General features: G+C 51.1%; 20 protein-coding genes. All 20 read left to right on the top strand.

The window, feature by feature from the left end:
• Nucleotides 1-67 precede the first annotated feature (67 nt).
• The 20 genes from KTB61_RS08075 to KTB61_RS07980 all read left to right on the top strand — a co-directional run bounded on the left by KTB61_RS08075 (nucleotide 68) and on the right by KTB61_RS07980 (nucleotide 19,133).
• A complete protein-coding gene (locus tag KTB61_RS08075) occupies nucleotides 68-5,341 on the top strand; it encodes a SpaA isopeptide-forming pilin-related protein (RefSeq protein WP_216697238.1) in 5,274 nt (1,757 codons plus the stop codon).
• A 13-nt stretch (nucleotides 5,342-5,354) separates the two neighbouring features.
• The gene (locus KTB61_RS08070) at nucleotides 5,355-5,915 is read left to right on the top strand and encodes a gamma-glutamylcyclotransferase family protein (protein WP_330656349.1); all 561 of its coding nucleotides are present in this window, start codon (nucleotides 5,355-5,357) and stop codon (nucleotides 5,913-5,915) included.
• The gene (locus KTB61_RS08065; RefSeq protein WP_330656348.1) at nucleotides 5,881-6,705 is read left to right on the top strand and encodes a class B sortase; all 825 of its coding nucleotides are present in this window, start codon (nucleotides 5,881-5,883) and stop codon (nucleotides 6,703-6,705) included. Before KTB61_RS08070 ends, KTB61_RS08065 begins: the two co-directional genes overlap by 35 nt.
• A gap of 150 nt (nucleotides 6,706-6,855) precedes the next feature.
• Nucleotides 6,856-8,016 (top strand): methionine adenosyltransferase, encoded by a 1,161-nt coding sequence (metK, locus tag KTB61_RS08060; protein ID WP_195549152.1) that lies wholly within the window; start codon nucleotides 6,856-6,858, stop codon nucleotides 8,014-8,016.
• The gene (locus KTB61_RS08055; RefSeq protein WP_195549151.1) at nucleotides 8,016-8,981 is read left to right on the top strand and encodes a DUF3991 domain-containing protein; all 966 of its coding nucleotides are present in this window, start codon (nucleotides 8,016-8,018) and stop codon (nucleotides 8,979-8,981) included. The genes metK and KTB61_RS08055 overlap by 1 nt, the downstream gene beginning before the upstream one ends.
• Nucleotides 8,982-8,984: 3 nt before the next feature.
• Nucleotides 8,985-9,797 (top strand): hypothetical protein, encoded by an 813-nt coding sequence (locus KTB61_RS08050; RefSeq protein ID WP_216697237.1) that lies wholly within the window; start codon nucleotides 8,985-8,987, stop codon nucleotides 9,795-9,797.
• Entirely contained in the window at nucleotides 9,794-10,393 is a 600-nt protein-coding gene (locus tag KTB61_RS08045; protein ID WP_216697236.1) for a hypothetical protein, read from the top strand. Before KTB61_RS08050 ends, KTB61_RS08045 begins: the two co-directional genes overlap by 4 nt.
• A gap of 17 nt (nucleotides 10,394-10,410) precedes the next feature.
• Nucleotides 10,411-11,223 carry a DNA-methyltransferase gene (locus tag KTB61_RS08040; RefSeq protein ID WP_230973674.1) on the top strand — a complete coding sequence of 271 codons (813 nt, stop codon included), beginning with the start codon at nucleotides 10,411-10,413 and terminating at the stop codon, nucleotides 11,221-11,223.
• A 101-nt stretch (nucleotides 11,224-11,324) separates the two neighbouring features.
• Nucleotides 11,325-11,648, top strand: coding sequence for a DUF7768 domain-containing protein (locus KTB61_RS08035; RefSeq protein ID WP_117577399.1), 324 nt, complete (start codon nucleotides 11,325-11,327; stop codon nucleotides 11,646-11,648).
• The gene (locus KTB61_RS08030) at nucleotides 11,645-11,941 is read left to right on the top strand and encodes a hypothetical protein (RefSeq protein ID WP_216697234.1); all 297 of its coding nucleotides are present in this window, start codon (nucleotides 11,645-11,647) and stop codon (nucleotides 11,939-11,941) included. The genes KTB61_RS08035 and KTB61_RS08030 overlap by 4 nt, the downstream gene beginning before the upstream one ends.
• 154 nt (nucleotides 11,942-12,095) lie before the next feature.
• Nucleotides 12,096-12,473, top strand: coding sequence for a DUF3789 domain-containing protein (locus KTB61_RS08025; protein ID WP_216697233.1), 378 nt, complete (start codon nucleotides 12,096-12,098; stop codon nucleotides 12,471-12,473).
• A gap of 65 nt (nucleotides 12,474-12,538) precedes the next feature.
• Nucleotides 12,539-12,709, top strand: a complete 171-nt coding sequence (locus KTB61_RS08020; RefSeq protein WP_216697232.1) for a hypothetical protein — start codon at nucleotides 12,539-12,541, stop codon at nucleotides 12,707-12,709.
• Nucleotides 12,688-12,996 (top strand): plasmid mobilization protein, encoded by a 309-nt coding sequence (locus tag KTB61_RS08015; protein ID WP_216697231.1) that lies wholly within the window; start codon nucleotides 12,688-12,690, stop codon nucleotides 12,994-12,996. Before KTB61_RS08020 ends, KTB61_RS08015 begins: the two co-directional genes overlap by 22 nt.
• Nucleotides 12,997-13,002: 6 nt before the next feature.
• Nucleotides 13,003-14,316, top strand: coding sequence for a relaxase/mobilization nuclease domain-containing protein (locus KTB61_RS08010; protein WP_216697230.1), 1,314 nt, complete (start codon nucleotides 13,003-13,005; stop codon nucleotides 14,314-14,316).
• A 5-nt stretch (nucleotides 14,317-14,321) separates the two neighbouring features.
• A complete protein-coding gene (locus KTB61_RS08005; RefSeq protein WP_216697229.1) occupies nucleotides 14,322-15,185 on the top strand; it encodes a PcfB family protein in 864 nt (287 codons plus the stop codon).
• Between the two features lie 6 nt (nucleotides 15,186-15,191).
• Nucleotides 15,192-16,139, top strand: coding sequence for an ArdC-like ssDNA-binding domain-containing protein (locus KTB61_RS08000; protein ID WP_216697228.1), 948 nt, complete (start codon nucleotides 15,192-15,194; stop codon nucleotides 16,137-16,139).
• Between the two features lie 129 nt (nucleotides 16,140-16,268).
• Nucleotides 16,269-16,577, top strand: a complete 309-nt coding sequence (locus KTB61_RS07995) for a hypothetical protein (RefSeq protein ID WP_216697227.1) — start codon at nucleotides 16,269-16,271, stop codon at nucleotides 16,575-16,577.
• 95 nt (nucleotides 16,578-16,672) lie between these two features.
• Nucleotides 16,673-16,939 (top strand): DUF4314 domain-containing protein, encoded by a 267-nt coding sequence (locus tag KTB61_RS07990; protein ID WP_330656346.1) that lies wholly within the window; start codon nucleotides 16,673-16,675, stop codon nucleotides 16,937-16,939.
• Between the two features lie 41 nt (nucleotides 16,940-16,980).
• On the top strand, nucleotides 16,981-18,702 hold the full coding sequence (locus tag KTB61_RS07985) for a VirD4-like conjugal transfer protein, CD1115 family (RefSeq protein ID WP_330656345.1): 1,722 nt from the start codon (nucleotides 16,981-16,983) through the stop codon (nucleotides 18,700-18,702).
• A gap of 131 nt (nucleotides 18,703-18,833) precedes the next feature.
• The gene (locus tag KTB61_RS07980) at nucleotides 18,834-19,133 is read left to right on the top strand and encodes a glutamyl-tRNA amidotransferase (protein WP_230973684.1); all 300 of its coding nucleotides are present in this window, start codon (nucleotides 18,834-18,836) and stop codon (nucleotides 19,131-19,133) included.
• The last annotated feature ends 61 nt before the right edge of the window (nucleotides 19,134-19,194 follow it).

The following is a 19,194-nucleotide window of genomic DNA, read 5'->3' as shown; positions in this document are numbered from 1 at the left end:
AAAGAAATAAAACCAGCCGGATAGAGCAACATCTTTCCGGCTTATTTTTTGAAAGGATGAACAGACCATGAAAATGAAAAGAAATATGAAACGTATCGTATCCGGCCTGCTGGCTGCGGTAACGATCCTCTCCGGAGCCTTATCACCTTTGGCTGCCTCTGCTGCAGAAACAGGCCAGGAGGAAAAGAAGCCCCCGGTGTATGAGGAAGTCAAAGACCAGCTGGATGAGGATGAAGTGGTTACGGCACATGACTATGAGGTGGAGGTCGGCAGTGATTTTGACATTACTTTTGATTTTACTGGCATCGACATCATCGATGACAACAAAGTAAAAGTCACATTTGAAGAAGCGAAAAATACAAAAGGGGAAGATTTTTCCACAGACCATGCCGATACCTATAAGGCGGTCTATTATGTGGAGCCGCAGACTACGGACCATCCTGTTTACCAGATCAGCCGGAACGTGGCAGTAAAGGATACAGGAGCCGTCTTACGCAGCAGTGTGGAAACAGAGTCTGGGAGCCAGGACGCAGGGCAGCCAGAAGAATCCCAGGATGACGGGGAGGATGCCTCGCAGACGGAAAGCCAGGAGACAGAACAACAGACAGAGCCACAGACGGAACAGCAGACAGACGGTGAGCCGGAGAGTTCCTTGCAGACAGAGGGATTAACGGAAACAGAGCTGGATGAAGCACTTGAAGAAGCGGAAACGCAGGATACTGTGGATGAGGAAAGCGGCCTGTCTGTTTCCGATGTTATGGAGCAGGCCGTGGAGGAAGAAGTCGGGCTGTTTGCGCTTGAAGCAGGGGAGAGCGTTACCTTTATGGCTTCTGCGAGAGCCAATACCGGGAATTTAAGTGTAACGGTAACAAAAGGCCCATGGTATTATTATGCAGATTATGGCCTTGGAACTTATCTGACCTGCCCATACACGGTTCAGTTTGGAAATATCACTGCAACTGCTTATTGCGTGCAGCCATCCAAGCCGGGACCGGGAGATGGCGTGTACACGATCAACAAGCTCTCAGATGGAAAGACGCTGGCAAAAGTATGCTATTACGGAACGAAAGCCAGTGGTGAGAATGGGTTCTTTGATGAAAAGCATCCGGATTTTTCCACAGGAAAACGCTTTATCATTACCCATCTGGCGGCTGCTTATGCCAATGGAAGCGGTGACGCTTTTTCTGGTACGAATTCTACCGGACAGGCGCTGGCAATGGAACTTTACAATTACTGTGTGAGCCAGCCGGATATCCCGGATGTAGCGATGTCCTTTTCTGATGCGGATGTGACCGCATATATTGACGGGAACTCACAGCGGACAAAAGAGATCACATTTAATGCGGATGAACTGCAGACGATCACCATGAAACTGCCAAATGGCGTCAAATTCCATAACGTAACGACCGGAAAGACCAGTGCGGCAGGCGCAAGTGTGGAAGTAAGCGGCGGTACAAAGTTTTATCTTTCCGCACCGCTGACACAGGCAGAGGATGTAAAGGATGCCTGGAGCGTTACGATGAAGGGAAGCATCACCAAGGATTTCAGTGCTTATAAGATCACCACCGGATCCGGTACACAGGACCTGGCCCTTGTATTTGGCGAGGGCGTGGATGATGAAAAATATGTGGATTTCAAAGTAAGCTGGGTGAAGGTGGCAACCGTTGAGATCATAAAAAAGGACAGCCAGACAGGAAACGGGCTTGCAGGTGCCGTATATGGCATTTACAGTGACAAAGACTGTACGAAGCTGATCGCCCAAATGCCGGCCACTGACAGCAATGGCGCTTCCAGCCTGATGATCACAAAGACACAGGATACCGTATATCTGAAAGAGATTTCTGTCCCGGCCGGGTATCTGATCGATACCAAGGCGTATGGCGTAAAACTTGTGCTTGGGAAAACTGTCACACAGAATGTGACGGATGAGCGTGTCAGAGGCACGATCCATCTGGTAAAGAAAGATAAAGAAACAGGGGAAGTGACACAGGGCGATGCGGTCTTTGAGGGTGCAGTGTATGGACTGTTTGCCCGTGAGGATATCGTGCATCCGGATGGAAAGACAGGCGTCCTCTATAAAGCAGGTACCCAGGTTACCACACTGACTGTGGACGCAAAGGGAAATGCATCCGTGGAGGACCTGTACCTGGGAAAATATTATGTGAAAGAGCTTACCCCTCCGGTTGGATACCTTGCGGATGAAAAAGAGCATGATATCGATGTAAGCTATGAGGGTGACAAGGTGAAAACTGTGGAGCGTACCGCAGAATCCCCGGAACAGGTGATCAAGCAGCCGTTCCAGGTGATCAAAGCGGCGAATAATGGTAAGACGGATGCGGACCTTTTATCCGGCGCCGGATTTTCCGCATACCTTGTAAGCAGCCTGAAAACCAAAGCGGACGGTTCCTATGATTTTGCATCCGCAGAGCCAGTCGTGCTGACCGCAGATGGAAAAACAGAAATGTTTACCGATGAAAAGGGATACGCATGCTCAATCCCGATCCCTTATGGGACTTATGTCGTGCGTGAGACAACAACCCCGCATAACTTCACCCCGGTGGATGATTTTATGGTGACGATATCGGAGAATAAGACCGAACCGCAGACATGGCGGGTACTGCTGGATGATGAGTTCGAGGCGAAGCTAAAGATCATCAAGAAAGATGATGAAACCAAACAGCCTGTGCTGGTTCCTAATACGGAATTTAAGGTTTATGATCTGGATAACGGGAAATATGTGGAACAGGTGACAACGTATCCGCATACCACCGTGCATAAATCCTATTTTACCAATGAGGAAGGGTACCTGATCCTGCCGGAGAACCTGCAGCCAGGAAATTACCGGATTGAGGAAGTGACGGCCCCGGACGGATATACGTTAAATACAGGCTGTGTAGAAATCAAAGTGGATTCCAATACCGCATATCAGGTGGATGGCGTGAGCAAAGATGCCATCATCGAAGTGGCCTATGAGAACCATCCGGCAAAGGGTGAACTTGTCATCCATAAGGATGGGGAAGTGCTGTCCGGATTTGATAAGGATTTCCACTATGAGACGGCAGACCTTGCAGGCGCTGTGTTCAAGGTATATGCTGCAGAGGATATCTACACCGCAGACCATCAGACTGGTGAATCCGGGAACCGCAATCTGGAGTATGCTTCCGGTGCTCTGGTAGCGACCGTGACAACAGACGGGGAAGGTAAGGCAGTGATAGAGGACCTGCCGCTTGGAAAATACCGGATCGAAGAAGTGACTGCGCCAGAAGGTTATGTCCTGAATGCTTCTTCAAAGGAAGTGGAGTTTGTCTATGAAGGGCAGGACACCCCGGTCATTACAGAAACCGCAGAGTTTACCAATGACAGGCAGAAAGTCAGCATCACGGTAGAGAAGCAGGACGCAGAAAACGGAGCGGTTGTAGCGGGAGCCGAGTTCGGCCTTTATAATGCAGAGGATATCGTATCCGGTGACAAGACTCTCGTAACAGCAGACACCCTTCTGGAAACGGTAACCAGTGATGAAAAAGGACAGGCAGCCTTTACGCTTGATCTGCCGCTCGGAAAGTATTATGTGAAAGAACTGGCAGCGCCGGCCGGATTTGTATCTTCGAATGAGATCCTCACCTTTGACACTTCCTATCAGGGACAGGATATCCCGGTCGTGAAACTGGAATCCGTAAAGAAGAATGAGCCGACAACGGTCGAGATCACGAAATCGGATATCACCACAGGCGTGGAACTTTCCGGCGCATCCCTATCTGTCATCGATAAAGACGGAAATACGGTTGACAGCTGGGTATCCGTAAAAGATGAGCCGCATGTCATGAAGCGTCTGACAGCTGGAGAGACCTATACACTGCGCGAATCCTTTGCACCGTTTGGTTACCTGAAAACAACGGATATCACCTTTACAGTGGAAGATACAGCCGAGATCCAGAAAGTGGAGATGAAGGATGAGGTGCCAACGGCAACCCTGATCGTCAATAAAAAGGGAGAATTCCTTGACAGTGTGACATTAGTCAGCCAGGTAAAGGGAGTTGTAGAGCATATCTTTAACTATATTACCGGGAACCTGACGGATGTTACCTTTGAAATCTATGCAGCCGAGGATATCAAAGCAGCCGATGGCGTCAGCGAAGATCATTATAAAAAGGATGAGCTGGTCGAGACGGTAACAACCGATGAAACGGGTATCGCAAAAGTGGAGAACCTGCCTGTCGGAAAATACTATGTGGTTGAAGTCGGCACAGCTTATGGCTACGTGCTGGATGGGGAACCGAGATATGTGGATCTTACTTACCGAGACCAGGATACCCCGGTCGTGGTATATGATGAGGACTGGCAGAACAACAGACAGAGGGCGGTCGTGTCCGTATTAAAGAAAGAAAAGGACAGCGACCGTGTACTGGAGGGAGCGATCTTCGGGCTTTACACGAAAGAAGATATCCTGTCTGCATCGGGGAAAGTCCTGATCGAAGCAGATACAGTCATTGAACTGAAGTCTACGGATGCAGAAGGGAAGATTACCTTTGTGGCAGATCTCCCGGTGGACGGAAAATATTATGTGAAAGAGTTCTATGCCCCGGCTGGTTTCGCAACGACAGATGAGGTAAAAGAATTCACGTTTGAATATCAGGGAGAGGATACTGCGGAAGTTTCCTATGCATTTACTTTTGAGGATGAGCCGACCACTGTGGAGGTCACAAAATCGGATTTAACCACCGGGGAGGAACTGCCGGGGGCAAAGCTTCAGGTAGTTGACGAATCCGGTAAAATCGTGGATGAATGGGTGTCTGAAAAAGAACCCCATGTGATCAAAGAACTGGCAGTCGGCAAGACTTACACGCTGGTCGAAACGAAACCTGCGGATGGATATGTGACAGCAGAACGTGTTGAATTTACCATTGAGGATACCGTGGAGATCCAGAAAGTCGAGATGGAGGACGATGTAACCAAAGTGGAGATCAGCAAGACGGATATCACCGGAAAGAAAGAGCTGCCGGGAGCGAAGCTGACGATCCTCGACAGTGAGGGAAAGGTAGTGGAGAGCTGGGTATCTTCTGATAAGCCGCATTATATTGAAAAACTGCCAATCGGCACATACACTCTGTGCGAGGAACAGGCCCCGGACGGTTATCTGGTAGCCGAGGATATTACCTTTGAAGTGAAAGATACCGCTGAAATCCAGAAAGTCATCATGAAGGATGAGGCAAAACCGACCGATGTGCCGAAAACAGGGGATGAGACGAACCTCTGGATTCCGGTCATCCTGATGCTGTTGTCCGCAGCCGGATTAGCCGGATTTGCGGTAAGCAGAAGAAAGAAGAAGCGTAAAAATGGTTAACAGCCATGAATCGATGGGAGCCTGCCATGATGCGGGCTCCTATATTTTAAACCAAAATCAGAAAGAAGGTGGCAGATTGGCAGAGACACTGTATTTTGCCTATGGCAGCAATATGAACCTGGATCAGATGGACTTTAGGTGTCCGGCCGCAGAGGTAGTGGGAAATGTCCGGCTTGATGATTACCGCCTTGCTTTCTGCAGCCAGAATCCTGAAAGCGGCGTGGCAACAATCCTGCCGGAAAAGGGCAGCCATGTGGATGGCGTTTTATGGAGGATCACCGGGGCGTGTGAAAAGAGCCTGAACCGATATGAAGGATATCCGTACCTGTATGGGAAGAAAACCATCCATGTCAGGGCAGAAGATGGAACCGCCTATCAGTGCATGGTGTATGTCATGAATGTGCCCCATAAAGACTACCCGGCCCGGCCATCGGATTTTTATCTGCATGGGATCATAGAGGGGTGCAAACAGAATGGGATCCCAACGGAGCCGATCATGGATGCCGTATGCCGGACAGAAAAGGAAGTGAAAGCCAGGAATGCAAAAAGCAGGAAAAAGGGATGGGAGCGGTGATCCATGCAGATATCAGGCTTTCATCCGCTGGATGTTGCAGCTGCTCCTGATTCTGGTTTTTTGTACCAGCGCGGGGATCCTGTATTATCATATGGTAGCTGTACCGGAAGAAAACCAGGAACTGGCAGAGACACTGAAGGATGATTTTCCGGGAGAACATCTTCCGGAGGAAACCTCCGGGGAAAGGCAGCCAGCTGGGGAAAAAAGCACTGTGCCGCCCCTTGTGGATCTCGCAGCCTTACAGGAACAATACCCGGATGTGAAAGGATGGCTTGCAATCCCGGACACAGGCATCGATTATCCTGTCCTCCAGGGCAGTGCGGATGAGCCGGAATATTATCTGCGCCGGAATTATAATGGCGAATCAGATATCAATGGGAGCTTGTTTCTGCAATGGAACTGCGATGTCCGGGAAGGGGAGAACCTTGTCATATACGGGCATAACATGAACAGCGGTGTAATGTTCGGGAACCTTGACAGATATGCGTCTTACGACTACTGCAAGGAACACCCGGCTGTTCTTTTCCAGACTATGGATGGCGTATCTGTCTATACTGTCGTGGCAGTCCTGAAAGCAGATGTCTCTATGTTCCCATTCCAGCAGGTTTCTTTTCAGGAACCGGACGGGCTTTTTTCCTATATTGCGCAGGCGAAAGCCCTGGAACTGTTCGACAATGGGAAAAATCCTGCGGCGGATGACGTGAAACAGGTGCTTACTCTGGTAACGTGTTCGTATGAATGGAACGGTGCCAGGAACATCGTAGTGGCTGTTCGGGAACCCGGTTCTTAATATCTGCAGGAATCTCTCTATGGGAGATGTAGTCCTGTGCTTGATGGATAAAAATAAAGAAAATAAGAAATAAAAATGTCAATAAGGCGGGATATGTCCGGGATCAGGATGTATCCCGCCTTTTATAAAAAGAAAGGTTGGGATTTGATTATGAAACGATTATATACAGCAGAATCTGTCACGGAAGGGCATCCGGATAAACTGTGCGACCTGATCGCAGACAGCATTCTGGATGAGTGTTTGAAGTTTGATCCGGAATCAAGGGTAGCCTGTGAAGTGCTGGCAACCAAAGGGATGATCCTGGCAGCCGGGGAGATTACCAGTACCCATGAACCGTATGTGTTTGGGATTATGAAAAAGGTGCTTTCGGATGTAGGATACTGTGCGGATAACATCCAGATGGATGCGCTGATCCACCAGCAGAGTCCGGATATTGCAAGAGCCGTGGAGTGTTCGAGGGAGAAACGCTGCGGCCTTCCGCCTAACCAGCCGGGATGGGAGAATGGCGCCGGGGACCAGGGGGTGATGATCGGCTATGCCTGTGACGAGACGCCGCAGTTTCTGCCGATGCCCGTGGTACTGGCGAACCGGATTGTCCGGGAACTGGCTGCCAGCAGGCGGAGCCATTTTATTGAGGGGATCCTGCCGGATGGAAAGGCACAGGTAACAGTGGAATATGAGGATGGCAGGCCAGTCCGTCTGGACAGTGTGGTCGTGTCCTGCCAGCATACAAAGGATAAGAACCTGAAGAAGCTGGAGCAGGAGATCAGGAACAAGGTGCTGACTCCAGCTCTGCGGCTGCTTCCTGCGGATGAAGATACGGCTGTTTACATCAATCCGTCAGGGAGATTTGTCTGCGGCGGACTGGATGCGGATACCGGCCTTACCGGACGGAAACTGATGGTGGATACTTATGGCAGTATTGTTCCGCATGGCGGCGGGGCTTTCTCTGGAAAAGACTGTTCGAAAGTAGACCGCTCCGGCGCATATATGGCCAGGTATATTGCCAAGAACATGGTAGCCGCCGGCCTTGCCAGCCGATGCCAGGTGTCCCTTGCTTACGCCATCGGCGTGGCACAGCCGGTCATGGTGCAGGTGGATACTTTTGGAACAGGAAAAATCTGTGCGGATGACTGTCTTGCAGCGGCGATCCCATTGGTGTTCGCCCTGACACCGAACCAGATCATGGATACGCTGCGTTTAAAGCGGCCGATCTTTAAACAGACTGCGGTATATGGGCATTTTGGAAGAAAGGAATTTCCGTGGGAGCGGACAGATAAGGTGGAAGCACTGCGGAATACTGTCATGTAATGCCATGGGTCAGTGAAGAACAGATCCAGGAACTGAAGAAGATCCGGGCGTATGAGTATCTGAGGGAGAACCAGCCTTACCGTCTTAAGAAAACCAGGACGGTCAATGAATGGGAACTGACGGATCATGACAGCTTCAAGATTAACGAAGTAACCAGCAAATGGCACTGGAAATCGAGGGATATCGGTGGCATCAGTGCCCTGCGGTTTCTGACACAGGTAGATGGGTGTAGTTTTATGGAAGCGGTCAGTCTGCTGCAGGAAGGAAATTATATCTGTATCCCGCAGGAAGTTCCGCCACCGGAGAGGAAACCGTTTGTGCTGCCGGAAAAGAACATGAACAACCGCAGGATTCTGCAATACCTGTCCGGGAGAGGCATCAGCGAGGCCGCCATCCGGTACTGCCTGAGATTGGGAATCCTCTATGAGAGCAGACCATATCATAACGCTGTGTTCGTTGGACGGGATGAAAACGGGAAAGCCCGGTATGCTTTTCTTCGAGGGATTTATGATAATGGGAAAAAATCCTTTAAGATTGAGCAGGCAGGAAGTGAAAAAGCGTATGCGTTTTGTGTGCCTCCCCAAAAGGATTCCAAGCGGGTAGCGGTTTATGAAGCCTGTATTGACGCACTGGCCCATCTGACGTTGGAGGGCGGCAGTCTGGATAAATACCGTCTGGAGCTTGGCGGGATCAGCGCCCCAAAAGAGGGGGAAGTGTACCGGGAGATGAAGAATCCGCCTGCGTTGGAGTATTTTCTATCAAAGCATCCGGAGATTGAAGAAATCGAGATCTGTACGGATAACGATTTTGCAGGGCGATGGGCATGTGCCAATCTAAAAAAAGCCTACGGAGCTGCCTATCGGATCATAGAGAACCTGCCACAGATCGAAGGGGCGGACTATGCGGATCTGGCGAAGATGAAAAAGGAAGAAAAGAAAAAGGTGCGTACAGCACCGGAGAGGTAGGTGATGCTGGTGGAACAGGAAGAAAACATGCAGATAGAACTGCTGACACCTTTGACAGCAGAATTTATTCCGGATGAAAGTGTTTGGGACGATCTGGAGGAAGATGATGGCGTGTGGGATCAGGATTCTGGCAGAATGCCATTGGATGGAGGCGATCTTGTGCAGTACAAGTATGCCATTCAGAAAATGGTGGATAAAGAAAATACATTTGGCAGCGTGGATGGAAAACCCTGCAATCTGATGCAGTATTTTGACGGCAATCCAGCCATAAAAGAAAAGGTGGAAAGTGCTGTAGTGTCTGTAAAAGAAGTAGACCATGTTTTGTATGGTTGTACGACACTCCAGTTAAATGATTATCTGGAGTCCCATGAGCTGACGAAACTGTGTGAATACATTACCGGCCAGTACAGTGACGGGTGGGGAGAAGGATTTGAGCAGAGAGACATTCGTGTGGATGGCGGGAATATAAATGTTCATTTCTGGCAGTGCAACAAAAATTTCCGTTTCCGGCAGGCATCGGAGATGGAAATCCAAAAACAGGATGGCAAGGGGGAAAAAGCGGTGCGCCGGCCGAAAATGAAACTGCTTGGGCATGATGGCAATATTTTTTCCATTATGGGAGATGCAAGAAGGCTGCTTGTGAGGAACGGGCAGAGCAAAGAAGCAGATGAGATGTTCCAGAGAGTGCAAAGTTGCGGCAACTATTATCAGGCTCTTGGGATTATCAGCGAATATGTGGAAACGGAATTGAGTGTGCCGAGACAGGAGAAGGAAAAGCCGCATAAGAAACTGGAGAAAGGAGGAACCAGCCGATGAGTCAGAAGAAATATGAAATTACAGAGGCTGCGCACCCGAAGTACCCATGGCTGCACCGTATCCGTGCTATATGCCAGGTAAATGAACAGGTCAGTCCTGGAATGCTGGGAGGATATGTTCAGACAGAAGATAATCTGTCCCAGGAGGGAACCTGCTGGATTTATGATCAGGCGGTCTGCTGTGAAAAAGCTGCGGTTGCAGATGACGGAAGGATGTTTGATGGTGCCGTGGCACGGGGGAGCGCATTGGTAGGCGGCGATGCCAGAATGTTTGAGCGGGCAATGGCAGAGGGGAACAGTAGCTTTTTCAGTGGCGAATTGAAGGAGGATGCAAGGCTCGCCGGAAATGCGGTAGTCCAGCAGTCAGACAATGGCCTGTCTCCGCTGATTGGGGGAAAGAGCAATGTTTACGGGACCGTCTGCGGCTGGTTTGTTGTCAGTGACAATATCTTTGAGGGAGAACATTACTTAAACCGCACGGAAGATATGTTCATTCTGGAGGATGGGAAACGGGAAGTGCTGGTAAAACAGCGGAAACTGGAGCCGCCAGAGGAATACCGGAAGGGAAAAAATAAAAGAGAAGATAGAGAACGATAAAGGAAAGGATGATGCCTATGGAGAATAACCTGCAACTTGATAACCTGATGAAAGAAGGGACATTCCCGGTGGAGTCTGTCGGCGGTGACAGGTGGCGTATCCTGCATGGAGATACGCTGCAGCTTGTACAGGCGTTCCGTCCGGGAATTTTCGATGCCCTGATCACAGATCCGCCGTATGCTTCCGGTGGTACGAAGCAGAATGAGCGCAACCGTACCACCAACCAGAAGTACAGCAGTATGCGGGCAGAAAATGCCCTGCCCGATTTTGACGGGGATAACAAAGACCAGCGTTCCTGGACCCATTGGATGGCAGAGTGGCTGTATGATGCGAGAAAAGCCTGCAAGAAAGGTGCGCCCATCTGCCTGTTTATCGACTGGCGGCAGTATCCGTCCATCACCGATGCCTTGCAGTGGGCAGGCTGGATCTGGAGAGGGACTGCTGTGTGGGATAAGGGAAATTCCCGTCCGCAGAAAGGGCGCTTTCGTCAGCAGGCTGAATATATCGTATGGGGTAGTAATGGCCCGATGCCTGTGAACCGGCCAGTGTCATGCCTCCCCGGTGTTTTCCGATATGGGAATCCGCAGAACCGTATTCATGTGACGGAGAAGCCTTTGCAGCTGATGAAAGACGTCATTCAGATCTGTGAGCCGGGAGGCCGCATCCTGGATCCGTTTGCCGGGGCAGGAACAACGATCCTCGCTGCGGTGGAAGAAGGATATGAGGCAGTAGGCATTGAAGTGACGGACGCTTATTATAAGCTCGGCACTGACCGTGTGCAGTTTGCCTTGCATGCAGCCGCCGGGGAGGATAGCGGACAAAATGCGTGATGATGAAACCTGGGCAGGAGCTGCAGGCATCCACATGGATGACCTTTCCGTCTGATAGAAAAAGATAGGCATCCATGTGGATGCCGGAAAGGAGGCGCACAATGGAACAGGCGCTGGCTTATGTGTGCTGCCCTGCGGATGAGAGCAGGGCGAAAGTACAGAAATACTGCCGGAAGATTTATGAACTGGGCTATGTCCCTATCTGTCCGCAGTATGCATTTGCACCATTTTTAGATGATGGCGTAGCAGAGGAACAGCAGGATAAAACCAAGATGTCCCACCTGATCTTAAAGAGGTGCCGGATGGTGGTGGTCTGCGGGAAAGAGGTGTCCGGCACCATGAACAGTGAGATCAGCATGGCAGACAGGCTGCATATCATCTGCACGACACTGGATGGGCTGATAAAGATCAAGGAGGCAGAATGAACCGGGCAGAGTTTTATCAGATGATAGGAACCGGAATAGGGAGATACCTGCCAATGGGCTATCAGGAGTATCAGGTTCATATCAAAGAAGCAGAGATCAGCGGAGAGAAGAATGCCCTGCTGGTCATGGGAAAGGAAGGAATTAAAAATATGCCAGTCATGAGTCTGGAAACCTATCTGGACAGAGTGAAGGGCGGTGAGGATGAGAAAGCGGTGCTGATCGATATAGCGGTGGACTATGCCAGGATGGTATCGATACAGCGCCGGAGTCAGCACCGTCAGATGGCACGGTGAATTTTTAACCGATACAGCAGATCAGAATCACTGACTCTGACTGAGTGACCGAATCAGGCGGTGCGACTGGTTTGGCAAGCATAGCGTTTGGATATCCAAACGCATTTTTGGGGAGAACCCCAAACCCCCAGTGAATCGAAAGGAGAATAAAACTATGGGAATGATCAGTGTATTTGCAGGCGCCATGGTGGGCGGCTGTTTTGGAGTTATTATCACCTGTCTGGCGGTTGCCGGAAAGAGGGCGGATGAAGAATGCGGCATTGTGGTTGAAGAAAGATACCTGCCTGCCCCTACGCCGCCGAGACTGAATGAGCATACGATCCGGTTTACCGATCCGGACGGCGTCTATCTGTTTTCTGTCCCGGATGGGAGCTGTGTGTTCCTGACGCTTGGCAATGGGGAGAGTGTGGCAGGCTTCTGCCGCTATGTGGATCAGGACCATGCGGAGATTGACGGTGTAAAGTGGCAGCTGAAGGAGTTTGCCAGACAAATGCAGGAGCGGGGGATCACTGTTTCGCCGGGGGTGTATTAACGATGGAAAGCAAAGACAGGCCGGGCGGTTTGTGAAGAACGGAGTTATTTCATTCCGCCCGGAAATTGAACAAAGAAAGAAGGTGTGCCGATGAAAAAGAAAGTGATTGCGGGTGCAGTAGTGGTGTCACTGCTTGCTGTCCTTATGATCCTGAAACAGAAGGAGGATATGTAAGTGGGAGCAAAGAAGTTAAACGGAGAAGGCAGGTGAATCCATGCGGAAACGAAATCATGTAGTGCCTGTCCGTCTGAACGCTAAGGAGCTGCGGTTTCTGGATGAGCAGGTACAAAGGAGCGGGCTGTCCAGGGAGGAATACCTGCGTTCCCTGATCGTAGGGGCGGAAGTACACGCCAAGCCCTGTGAGCATCACGCAGACCTGCTTCGGAAGGTGGCGGGACTTTGCAATAACGCCAACCAGCTGACCCATGTGGCAAACGCCACCGGCCGGGCGGATGAGCAGAGCGTCCGGGAAATGCTGCGCATCTCCAAAGAGGTATGGCAGCACGTGAAAGAGGACTGGTAATGCCCTATGGCTTATACCAGCATTATCCCCGTCCACCGCCTCGATAACTCTATCAACTACATCCAGGATAAGGACAAGACTACAAAACCCCCTAACTCTGCCGGAACACTTAAAGAAGCCATCGACTATGCCATGAACCGGGATAAAACAGAGCGCATGGTATTTGAGGACGCCATCGGCTGTACCTGTGAGAGTGCATTCTCTGATATGGTGGCTACCAAGAAGCGGTTCCACAAGGAGGGCGGCGTACAGGGCTATCATCTGATCCAGAGCTTTGCGGCCGGTGAGGTGACGCCGGAACTGGCGCATCTGATCGGGCAGGAACTGGCGGAGCGTCTCTTACAGGGCAAGTATGAAGTAGTGATCACAACTCATCTGAATACGGCCCATTACCACAACCATCTGGTTTTCAATTCCGTTAGCATGGAGGATGGGAGGAAATATCACAGCAACGCCAGAAGCTATTATGAGGAAGTAAGAAAGATATCCGATGAGTTGTGCCGGAAGTACGGGCTGTCCATCATCCAGCCGGGAAGCGGCAGCGGAAAATCCTATGCCGAGTGGCAGGCGGAGCAGGCCGGGAAGCCGACCTGGAGGACAGCCATCCGTCTGGATATCAAAGAAGCGGTAGCGGAATCATTCAGCTGGCGGCAGTTTTTATCCTGCATGGAGAAAAAAGGATATACTTTCAAGCTGAACCGGAAATACATCGCCCTGCGCGCTCCGGGCATGGAGCGGTATGTACGATTAAAAAGTCTCGGTAAGAGCTACGGCGAGGAAGCCCTCCGGGAGTGGATCTTACGTCCCAAGCTTCTGGAAAAGAACCCGGCTGGGAAAGCAAACGGCAACTCCCCGCCGAAAAGGAAACTGCACGGGCTGCAGGCCCTTTATTATTCTTATCTATACCAGATGGGAGTCCTAAAGAAAAAGCCCAAGCGTGTGTCCTATGTGGTGCGGCAGGATATCCGGCGGCTGGATGAGCGGATTGCGCAGATGGAATTTCTGCAGAAGCATGGCATCACGACCAGGGAGGAACTGTCCGCCTACCGGAAACCGCTGGAGGAACAGGTGCTGGCCCTTGTAAAAGAGCGCCACCGCCTGTACCGGAAAGAACCACAGTCCGACCGAATCAGTGAGATTACAGAGTCACTGAAGCCCCTGCGGAAAGATATCCGGATGTGTGTGAAGATTGAACAGCATTCAATAGAGATCGAACAGCGGCTCATAGAACTGGAGCAGCTTCAGATGGCAGAGGATGAGAAAACAGCTGCCCGTAAGCATACGGACAGGGAAAAAGAAAATGAAATGGAAAGAAGGTGAGAGCGATGAATTATGGTGGAGATGCGGCGGACCAGATCGTCCGGTATTCGCTGGAGGGGATCGATTACAGCCTGCGTCTGTCGGGAACGCTGGCTAAGAACCTGGCTGTCTTTTTTGCGGCAGTCTTAAAGGACCAGAAGAAAACCTACGGCAAGACGCGCATGGTGCGGATGTTAAAGGAGAATAAGCCGCTTAAGTTCTTTACGGTGCCATCGGACCGCTTAAAGGAATTCGCCCGTGAAGGGAAAAAGCGTGGGCTTTTATATGTGGTCATCCGTGACAAGCAGAATCCCGCTCAGTGTGAGATCATGGTGTTTGCGGATGACGCAGCAAAGGTCAACCGGGTCATGGACCGGATGAACCTGGACTTCTTAAAATCCGAGAGCGGAGAAGCCGTCCAGGAGGTGGCGGTGGAAACCGGCCAGCCGGAACAGGCTGCAGAGGTGCCGACCGAGACGGTGGAGATGCCGGAGGGCGAGATCCAGTTCGAGCTTGGGGATCTGGAGCAGAACTTCGGCTTCGAGGACCAGACGGCGGAACCGGAAAATTTTACCCAGGCGCAGGAAGAAAGGAATCCGTCCGGACCTTCCTCGCGCAGCAGCGATACTTTTACCGAGCCGGAAAGGTTTGATACTTCCGGGGAATTTGACATTCCGGATTCCGGGCAGCCGGGAGATGCTACCGGGCCAGAGGCTGCAGATGGAAGAGAAAAACCATCTGTCCGTGCTGAGTTAGATAAGATCAAGCAGGAAAAGCAGGAGGCCAGCCAGAAGAAATCGCAGAGCAGGAACCGCAACCGCAGCCGCAGTAAGAACCGTTCGGCAGGCAAAAAGAAGAAAAAGACAAAGACCAAAGCGAAAGGAAGGTGATCGTAAATGGATTTAACGAAATTTATGCCGGGAGAGCCTGAAACTATGCAGGAGGAAAAGCCCCGGATGACCAAGGAGGAATATGCCGCCGCAAAGAAGCAGGAGCGGGAGGAAGTATGGGCAGAGATCGATACCCAGGCGCAGGCGGTGTTTAAAGATGGCGCTTCCTTAAAAGGCTTCCTTGACTTTGTGGCACAGTGCAAGCCGCAGAAAACTCCCAACCTGCTTCTGTTGTACAGCCAGAATCCGGAGATCCGGCAGGTTATGACCTTTGACAAGATGAAAGCAGATGGGCATTCCCTGCGCGCCGGTGTTCATGGATACCGTTTCCTTGTTACCCAGGAGTATGAAAAAGACGGCGTGACCATGCAGGGGACAAACATAGGCAGGGTGTATGACATCAGCCAGATCCGCATGAAGCAGCCAGAAATGCCGGAACCAAAAGATGTGGATACCCTGATCGGAGCGCTCCTTACTAATCCCGATGTGCCGGTGCGTATTGCTGACAACCTGCCGGAGAACGTGCAGGCGCAGTACATTCCAAGGCAGCGGATCATCTATGTGCGAAATGGCATGAGTGAGACAACCACGTTCCATGCCATCAACCGGGAGCTGGCCTGCGCTGCCATGGACGCCCATGATGGCAGCTACACCCGCCAGAAAGTATCGCCAAAGGCATACTGTGCGGCATATGTGGTGGCGCAGAAATATGGCGTGGATACGACCGGTTTCCAGTTTGACAAGGTGTGCGAGATGCAGGGCCATGGGGATAGGGACCCGAAGGAACTCCGTTCCTTTATCGGGGATATCCGTAATGCCGCCTATAGCATCAATAACCACATCGGCCATAACCTTGGGGAGCAGGAACAGGCATTTGTCGCGGATGAGTTTGCCATTGCTGACGGAGGGGTAAAAGCAAAATCCGGGAAAGCAAAAAATCATCCGGAACGCTGAGAAACAGGCGTTTTGCGGTATCTTCCGGAGCCTGAAAAAAGTGCTTTTTCCCGGAGATGACAGTAGCTTTTCTGCGGGGAGTGTGGTATGTTGTGGTTGCGAAAAAGAACAGAAAAAGGAGGCCGGAAGATGGAAAAGAGACGGTGTGTAAAGACGGATGAGATCACCATCAATATGCTGGTACACGCCCTGCGGGATGTGTTCCGGAAGGAGAAAGCGGAAGGCAGCCCCACAGAAGAAACCGGGAACTTTATCCTGCGGCTGGCAGAGCATAAAGATAAAAAGCTGTACTTAAGCGATGGCGAATACCGGATGGCGGTGCAGGCTTTAAACGGACTGAGAGACACTTATATCGAAAACGGAAGATATACCGATGGCATTGACGCGGTTCTGATGCGCATTATGAAGGCCAGGTATAAAACTTACCGGGTACGTTGACGGACAGGCGGTGTGCCTGTCTTTTTTTGAGGGCATACAAAGACAGGGAAAACCTGTGCTGTATGCGATGGCGTGAGTAAACATTGAAAGGGGGAATGCCAATGAATGATTGGGAGCGATTGACCAGACGGGCCGAGGGCATCAAGGCCAGATACCCGAAAGGGACTGTCGTCTGCCTGGACTACATGGAGGGAGAAAAAGGAATGCCTCAGGGCCTGAAAGGAAAAGTGTCCTTTGTGGATGATATTGGACAGATTCATGTGAACTGGGAGAATGGGCGGTCTCTGGCACTGAATACGGAGGCAGACAGCTTCCAGGTGGTCAGCAGGCCGAAGAAAGAGCGGGGTGAGCCTTCCCGGTAAGAAAGAGCGGCAAGTCGGAGTGGTGGATCTGGCTTGCCGTTTTGCCATTTGTCTGGTGGGCGGCGGTACTGATCGCAGACGCCATCACGCCGGGGCAGAACCTGCTCCAGATGATGGAGGCCCTGACGGAGAAGCTGAACCATCCGTTGTCCCTGCACTATACGGAGTACACCCTGAAATCGGTGTTTATCTGCACCCTTTTGTATGCCTTTGGTATCGGCATCTATTATGCGAACCAGAGAAACTACCGCAGGGGCGAGGAACACGGCTCCGCCAAATGGGGAGATCCCCGGCAGTTATGCAAAAAATACCAGGATAAACCATATGAGCATAACATCCTGTTTACGCAGAACTTCCGCATGGGGCTTGACTGCTACCGCCACAAAAGGACGCTGAACGTACTGGTAGTCGGGGGCAGTGGCGCAGGAAAATCCAGAACCTATGCGATCCCCAACATCATGCAGTGTAACTGCTCCCTGATGATCACAGATCCAAAGGCCGAACTGCTCCGAAAGACCGGCGGCCTGCTGGAGCGGATGGGATATGAGGTGCGGGTGTTTGACCTGATCCATCCGGATACCTCATTCGGTTATAACCCGTTTGAGTATGTGCAGGACGATAAGGATGTGCTGAAGCTGATCACCAACCTGATCCAGAACACGACACCCAAAGGATCGCAGTCAAACGATCCCTTTTGGGAGAAAAGTGAAACGGCGCTTTTGCAGGCACTTATGCTGTACCTGCTCCATGAAGCACCGCCGGAGGAACAGAACTTTGTCATGATCATGGAAATGCTGGCCTCGGCTCAGGTAAAAGAGGACGATGAGGATTACGAGTCCCCGCTGGACATCCTGTTTGAACGGCTGGAGATGCGGGATGCGGAAAGCATTGCCGTAAAGCAGTACCATATTTACAAACAAGCGGCGGGCAAGACTGCGAAATCCATTCTGATCTCCGTAGGCGTCCGTCTGGCAGCCTTTAACCTGCCGCAGATCGCAAAGCTGACCTGCCATGATGAACTGGATCTTGGCAGCATGGGTGAAAAGAAGGTAGCCCTTTTCTGCTGTATTCCGGATGCGGATACTTCGCTGAATTATCTGGTAGGCATGATCTATACGCAGATGTTCCAGACGCTGTACTATGTGGCGGACCGCAAGTATGGCGGGCGGCTGCCGGTCACGGTAAACTGCATCATGGATGAGTGGGCGAACGTGGCGCTGCCCAGTGATTACGAGAAGATTTTGAGTACCTGCCGTTCCCGTAACATTTTCTGCAGCATCATCGTGCAGAACATGAGCCAGATCAAGGCGCTGTTCAAGGATTCCTGGGAAAGTCTGGTGGGCAACTGCGATAGTTTGTTATACCTTGGCGGCAACGAAAAAGAGACGCATAAGTACATTTCAGAACTGCTTGGGAAAGAGACTATCGATACGAATACCTACGGGCAGACGAAAGGGCGCTCCGGAAGCTATTCCACCAACTTCCAGCAGAGCGGCCGGGAGCTTTTAACGCCGGATGAAGTGAGGATGTTGGATAACCGTTACGCACTGTTATTTGTCCGGGGCGAACGGGCGATACAGGATGAGAAGTATGACTTGATGAAACACCCCAATGTAAAGTGGACGGAGGACGGCGGGGCTGCCCCGTATGATTACGCCAAAGCGCCGTTGGCCCATGAAACCTTTGACTTTGATATGAACCGATATGAAGATTATGAGCTGCTCTCTGATGAGGATATCACCGGGGAGCAGTTTGCTATGTAAAGACTGGAGGGATGCCCATGAAATTATTTAATTATATGAAAAACTGGAAGCTGAAGAAAGATGAGAGGGAAGAACAGAACGAAACCGGCGCAAGGGAGTCTGCCGGAAAGAAGGAGACCTCTCCCCTGCCCATGAGCCGGGTGCAGAGAAAACTGCTCACGGTTTATTCCGTACTGGTGTTTATGGGAAATGTGTGTACCACCTATGCATATGCGGCGGGCGATCCGCTGTCGGTGGTCAATAACCTGTCCACTTTCATTTTCTCACTGATCCGCGCCATCGGCCTGATCCTCCTGGGATTTGGTATCGTGCAGGTAGGATTAAGCCTTAAGAGCCACGATCCGAGCCAGAGGGCAAACGGCTTTTTAACGCTGGCCGGCGGCATCATCATCACCTTTGCGAAAGAGATCCTTGACCTGATCATGGCGTAAGGAAAGACATTTGTGTGGGGCAGTCCAATGAGGGCTGCCCTGCTTTTTTTTTTTCGTGCGA

Origin of the sequence: Anaerostipes faecalis (assembly GCF_018982945.1) — a bacterium.
Lineage (GTDB): Bacteria > Bacillota > Clostridia > Lachnospirales > Lachnospiraceae > Anaerostipes > Anaerostipes faecalis.
The sequence above is the reverse complement of the archived record's forward strand: the minus strand, read 5'-3'. Positions and strand labels throughout refer to the sequence as shown.

Excerpts from the sequence above, each read along its gene's own strand:
- KTB61_RS08075 (WP_216697238.1), top strand. The coding sequence starts at position 68 with ATGAAAATGAAAAGAAATATGAAACGTATCGTATCCGGCCTGCTGGCT.
- KTB61_RS08070 (WP_330656349.1), top strand. The coding sequence starts at position 5,355 with ATGGGAGCCTGCCATGATGCGGGCTCCTATATTTTAAACCAAAATCAG.
- KTB61_RS08065 (WP_330656348.1), top strand. The coding sequence starts at position 5,881 with ATGCAAAAAGCAGGAAAAAGGGATGGGAGCGGTGATCCATGCAGATAT.
- metK (WP_195549152.1), top strand. The coding sequence starts at position 6,856 with ATGAAACGATTATATACAGCAGAATCTGTCACGGAAGGGCATCCGGAT.
- KTB61_RS08055 (WP_195549151.1), top strand. The coding sequence starts at position 8,016 with ATGCCATGGGTCAGTGAAGAACAGATCCAGGAACTGAAGAAGATCCGG.
- KTB61_RS08050 (WP_216697237.1), top strand. The coding sequence starts at position 8,985 with ATGCTGGTGGAACAGGAAGAAAACATGCAGATAGAACTGCTGACACCT.
- KTB61_RS08045 (WP_216697236.1), top strand. The coding sequence starts at position 9,794 with ATGAGTCAGAAGAAATATGAAATTACAGAGGCTGCGCACCCGAAGTAC.
- KTB61_RS08040 (WP_230973674.1), top strand. The coding sequence starts at position 10,411 with ATGGAGAATAACCTGCAACTTGATAACCTGATGAAAGAAGGGACATTC.
- KTB61_RS08035 (WP_117577399.1), top strand. The coding sequence starts at position 11,325 with ATGGAACAGGCGCTGGCTTATGTGTGCTGCCCTGCGGATGAGAGCAGG.
- KTB61_RS08030 (WP_216697234.1), top strand. The coding sequence starts at position 11,645 with ATGAACCGGGCAGAGTTTTATCAGATGATAGGAACCGGAATAGGGAGA.
- KTB61_RS08025 (WP_216697233.1), top strand. The coding sequence starts at position 12,096 with ATGGGAATGATCAGTGTATTTGCAGGCGCCATGGTGGGCGGCTGTTTT.
- KTB61_RS08015 (WP_216697231.1), top strand. The coding sequence starts at position 12,688 with ATGCGGAAACGAAATCATGTAGTGCCTGTCCGTCTGAACGCTAAGGAG.
- KTB61_RS08010 (WP_216697230.1), top strand. The coding sequence starts at position 13,003 with ATGGCTTATACCAGCATTATCCCCGTCCACCGCCTCGATAACTCTATC.
- KTB61_RS08005 (WP_216697229.1), top strand. The coding sequence starts at position 14,322 with ATGAATTATGGTGGAGATGCGGCGGACCAGATCGTCCGGTATTCGCTG.
- KTB61_RS08000 (WP_216697228.1), top strand. The coding sequence starts at position 15,192 with ATGGATTTAACGAAATTTATGCCGGGAGAGCCTGAAACTATGCAGGAG.
- KTB61_RS07995 (WP_216697227.1), top strand. The coding sequence starts at position 16,269 with ATGGAAAAGAGACGGTGTGTAAAGACGGATGAGATCACCATCAATATG.
- KTB61_RS07990 (WP_330656346.1), top strand. The coding sequence starts at position 16,673 with ATGCCAATGAATGATTGGGAGCGATTGACCAGACGGGCCGAGGGCATC.
- KTB61_RS07980 (WP_230973684.1), top strand. The coding sequence starts at position 18,834 with ATGAGCCGGGTGCAGAGAAAACTGCTCACGGTTTATTCCGTACTGGTG.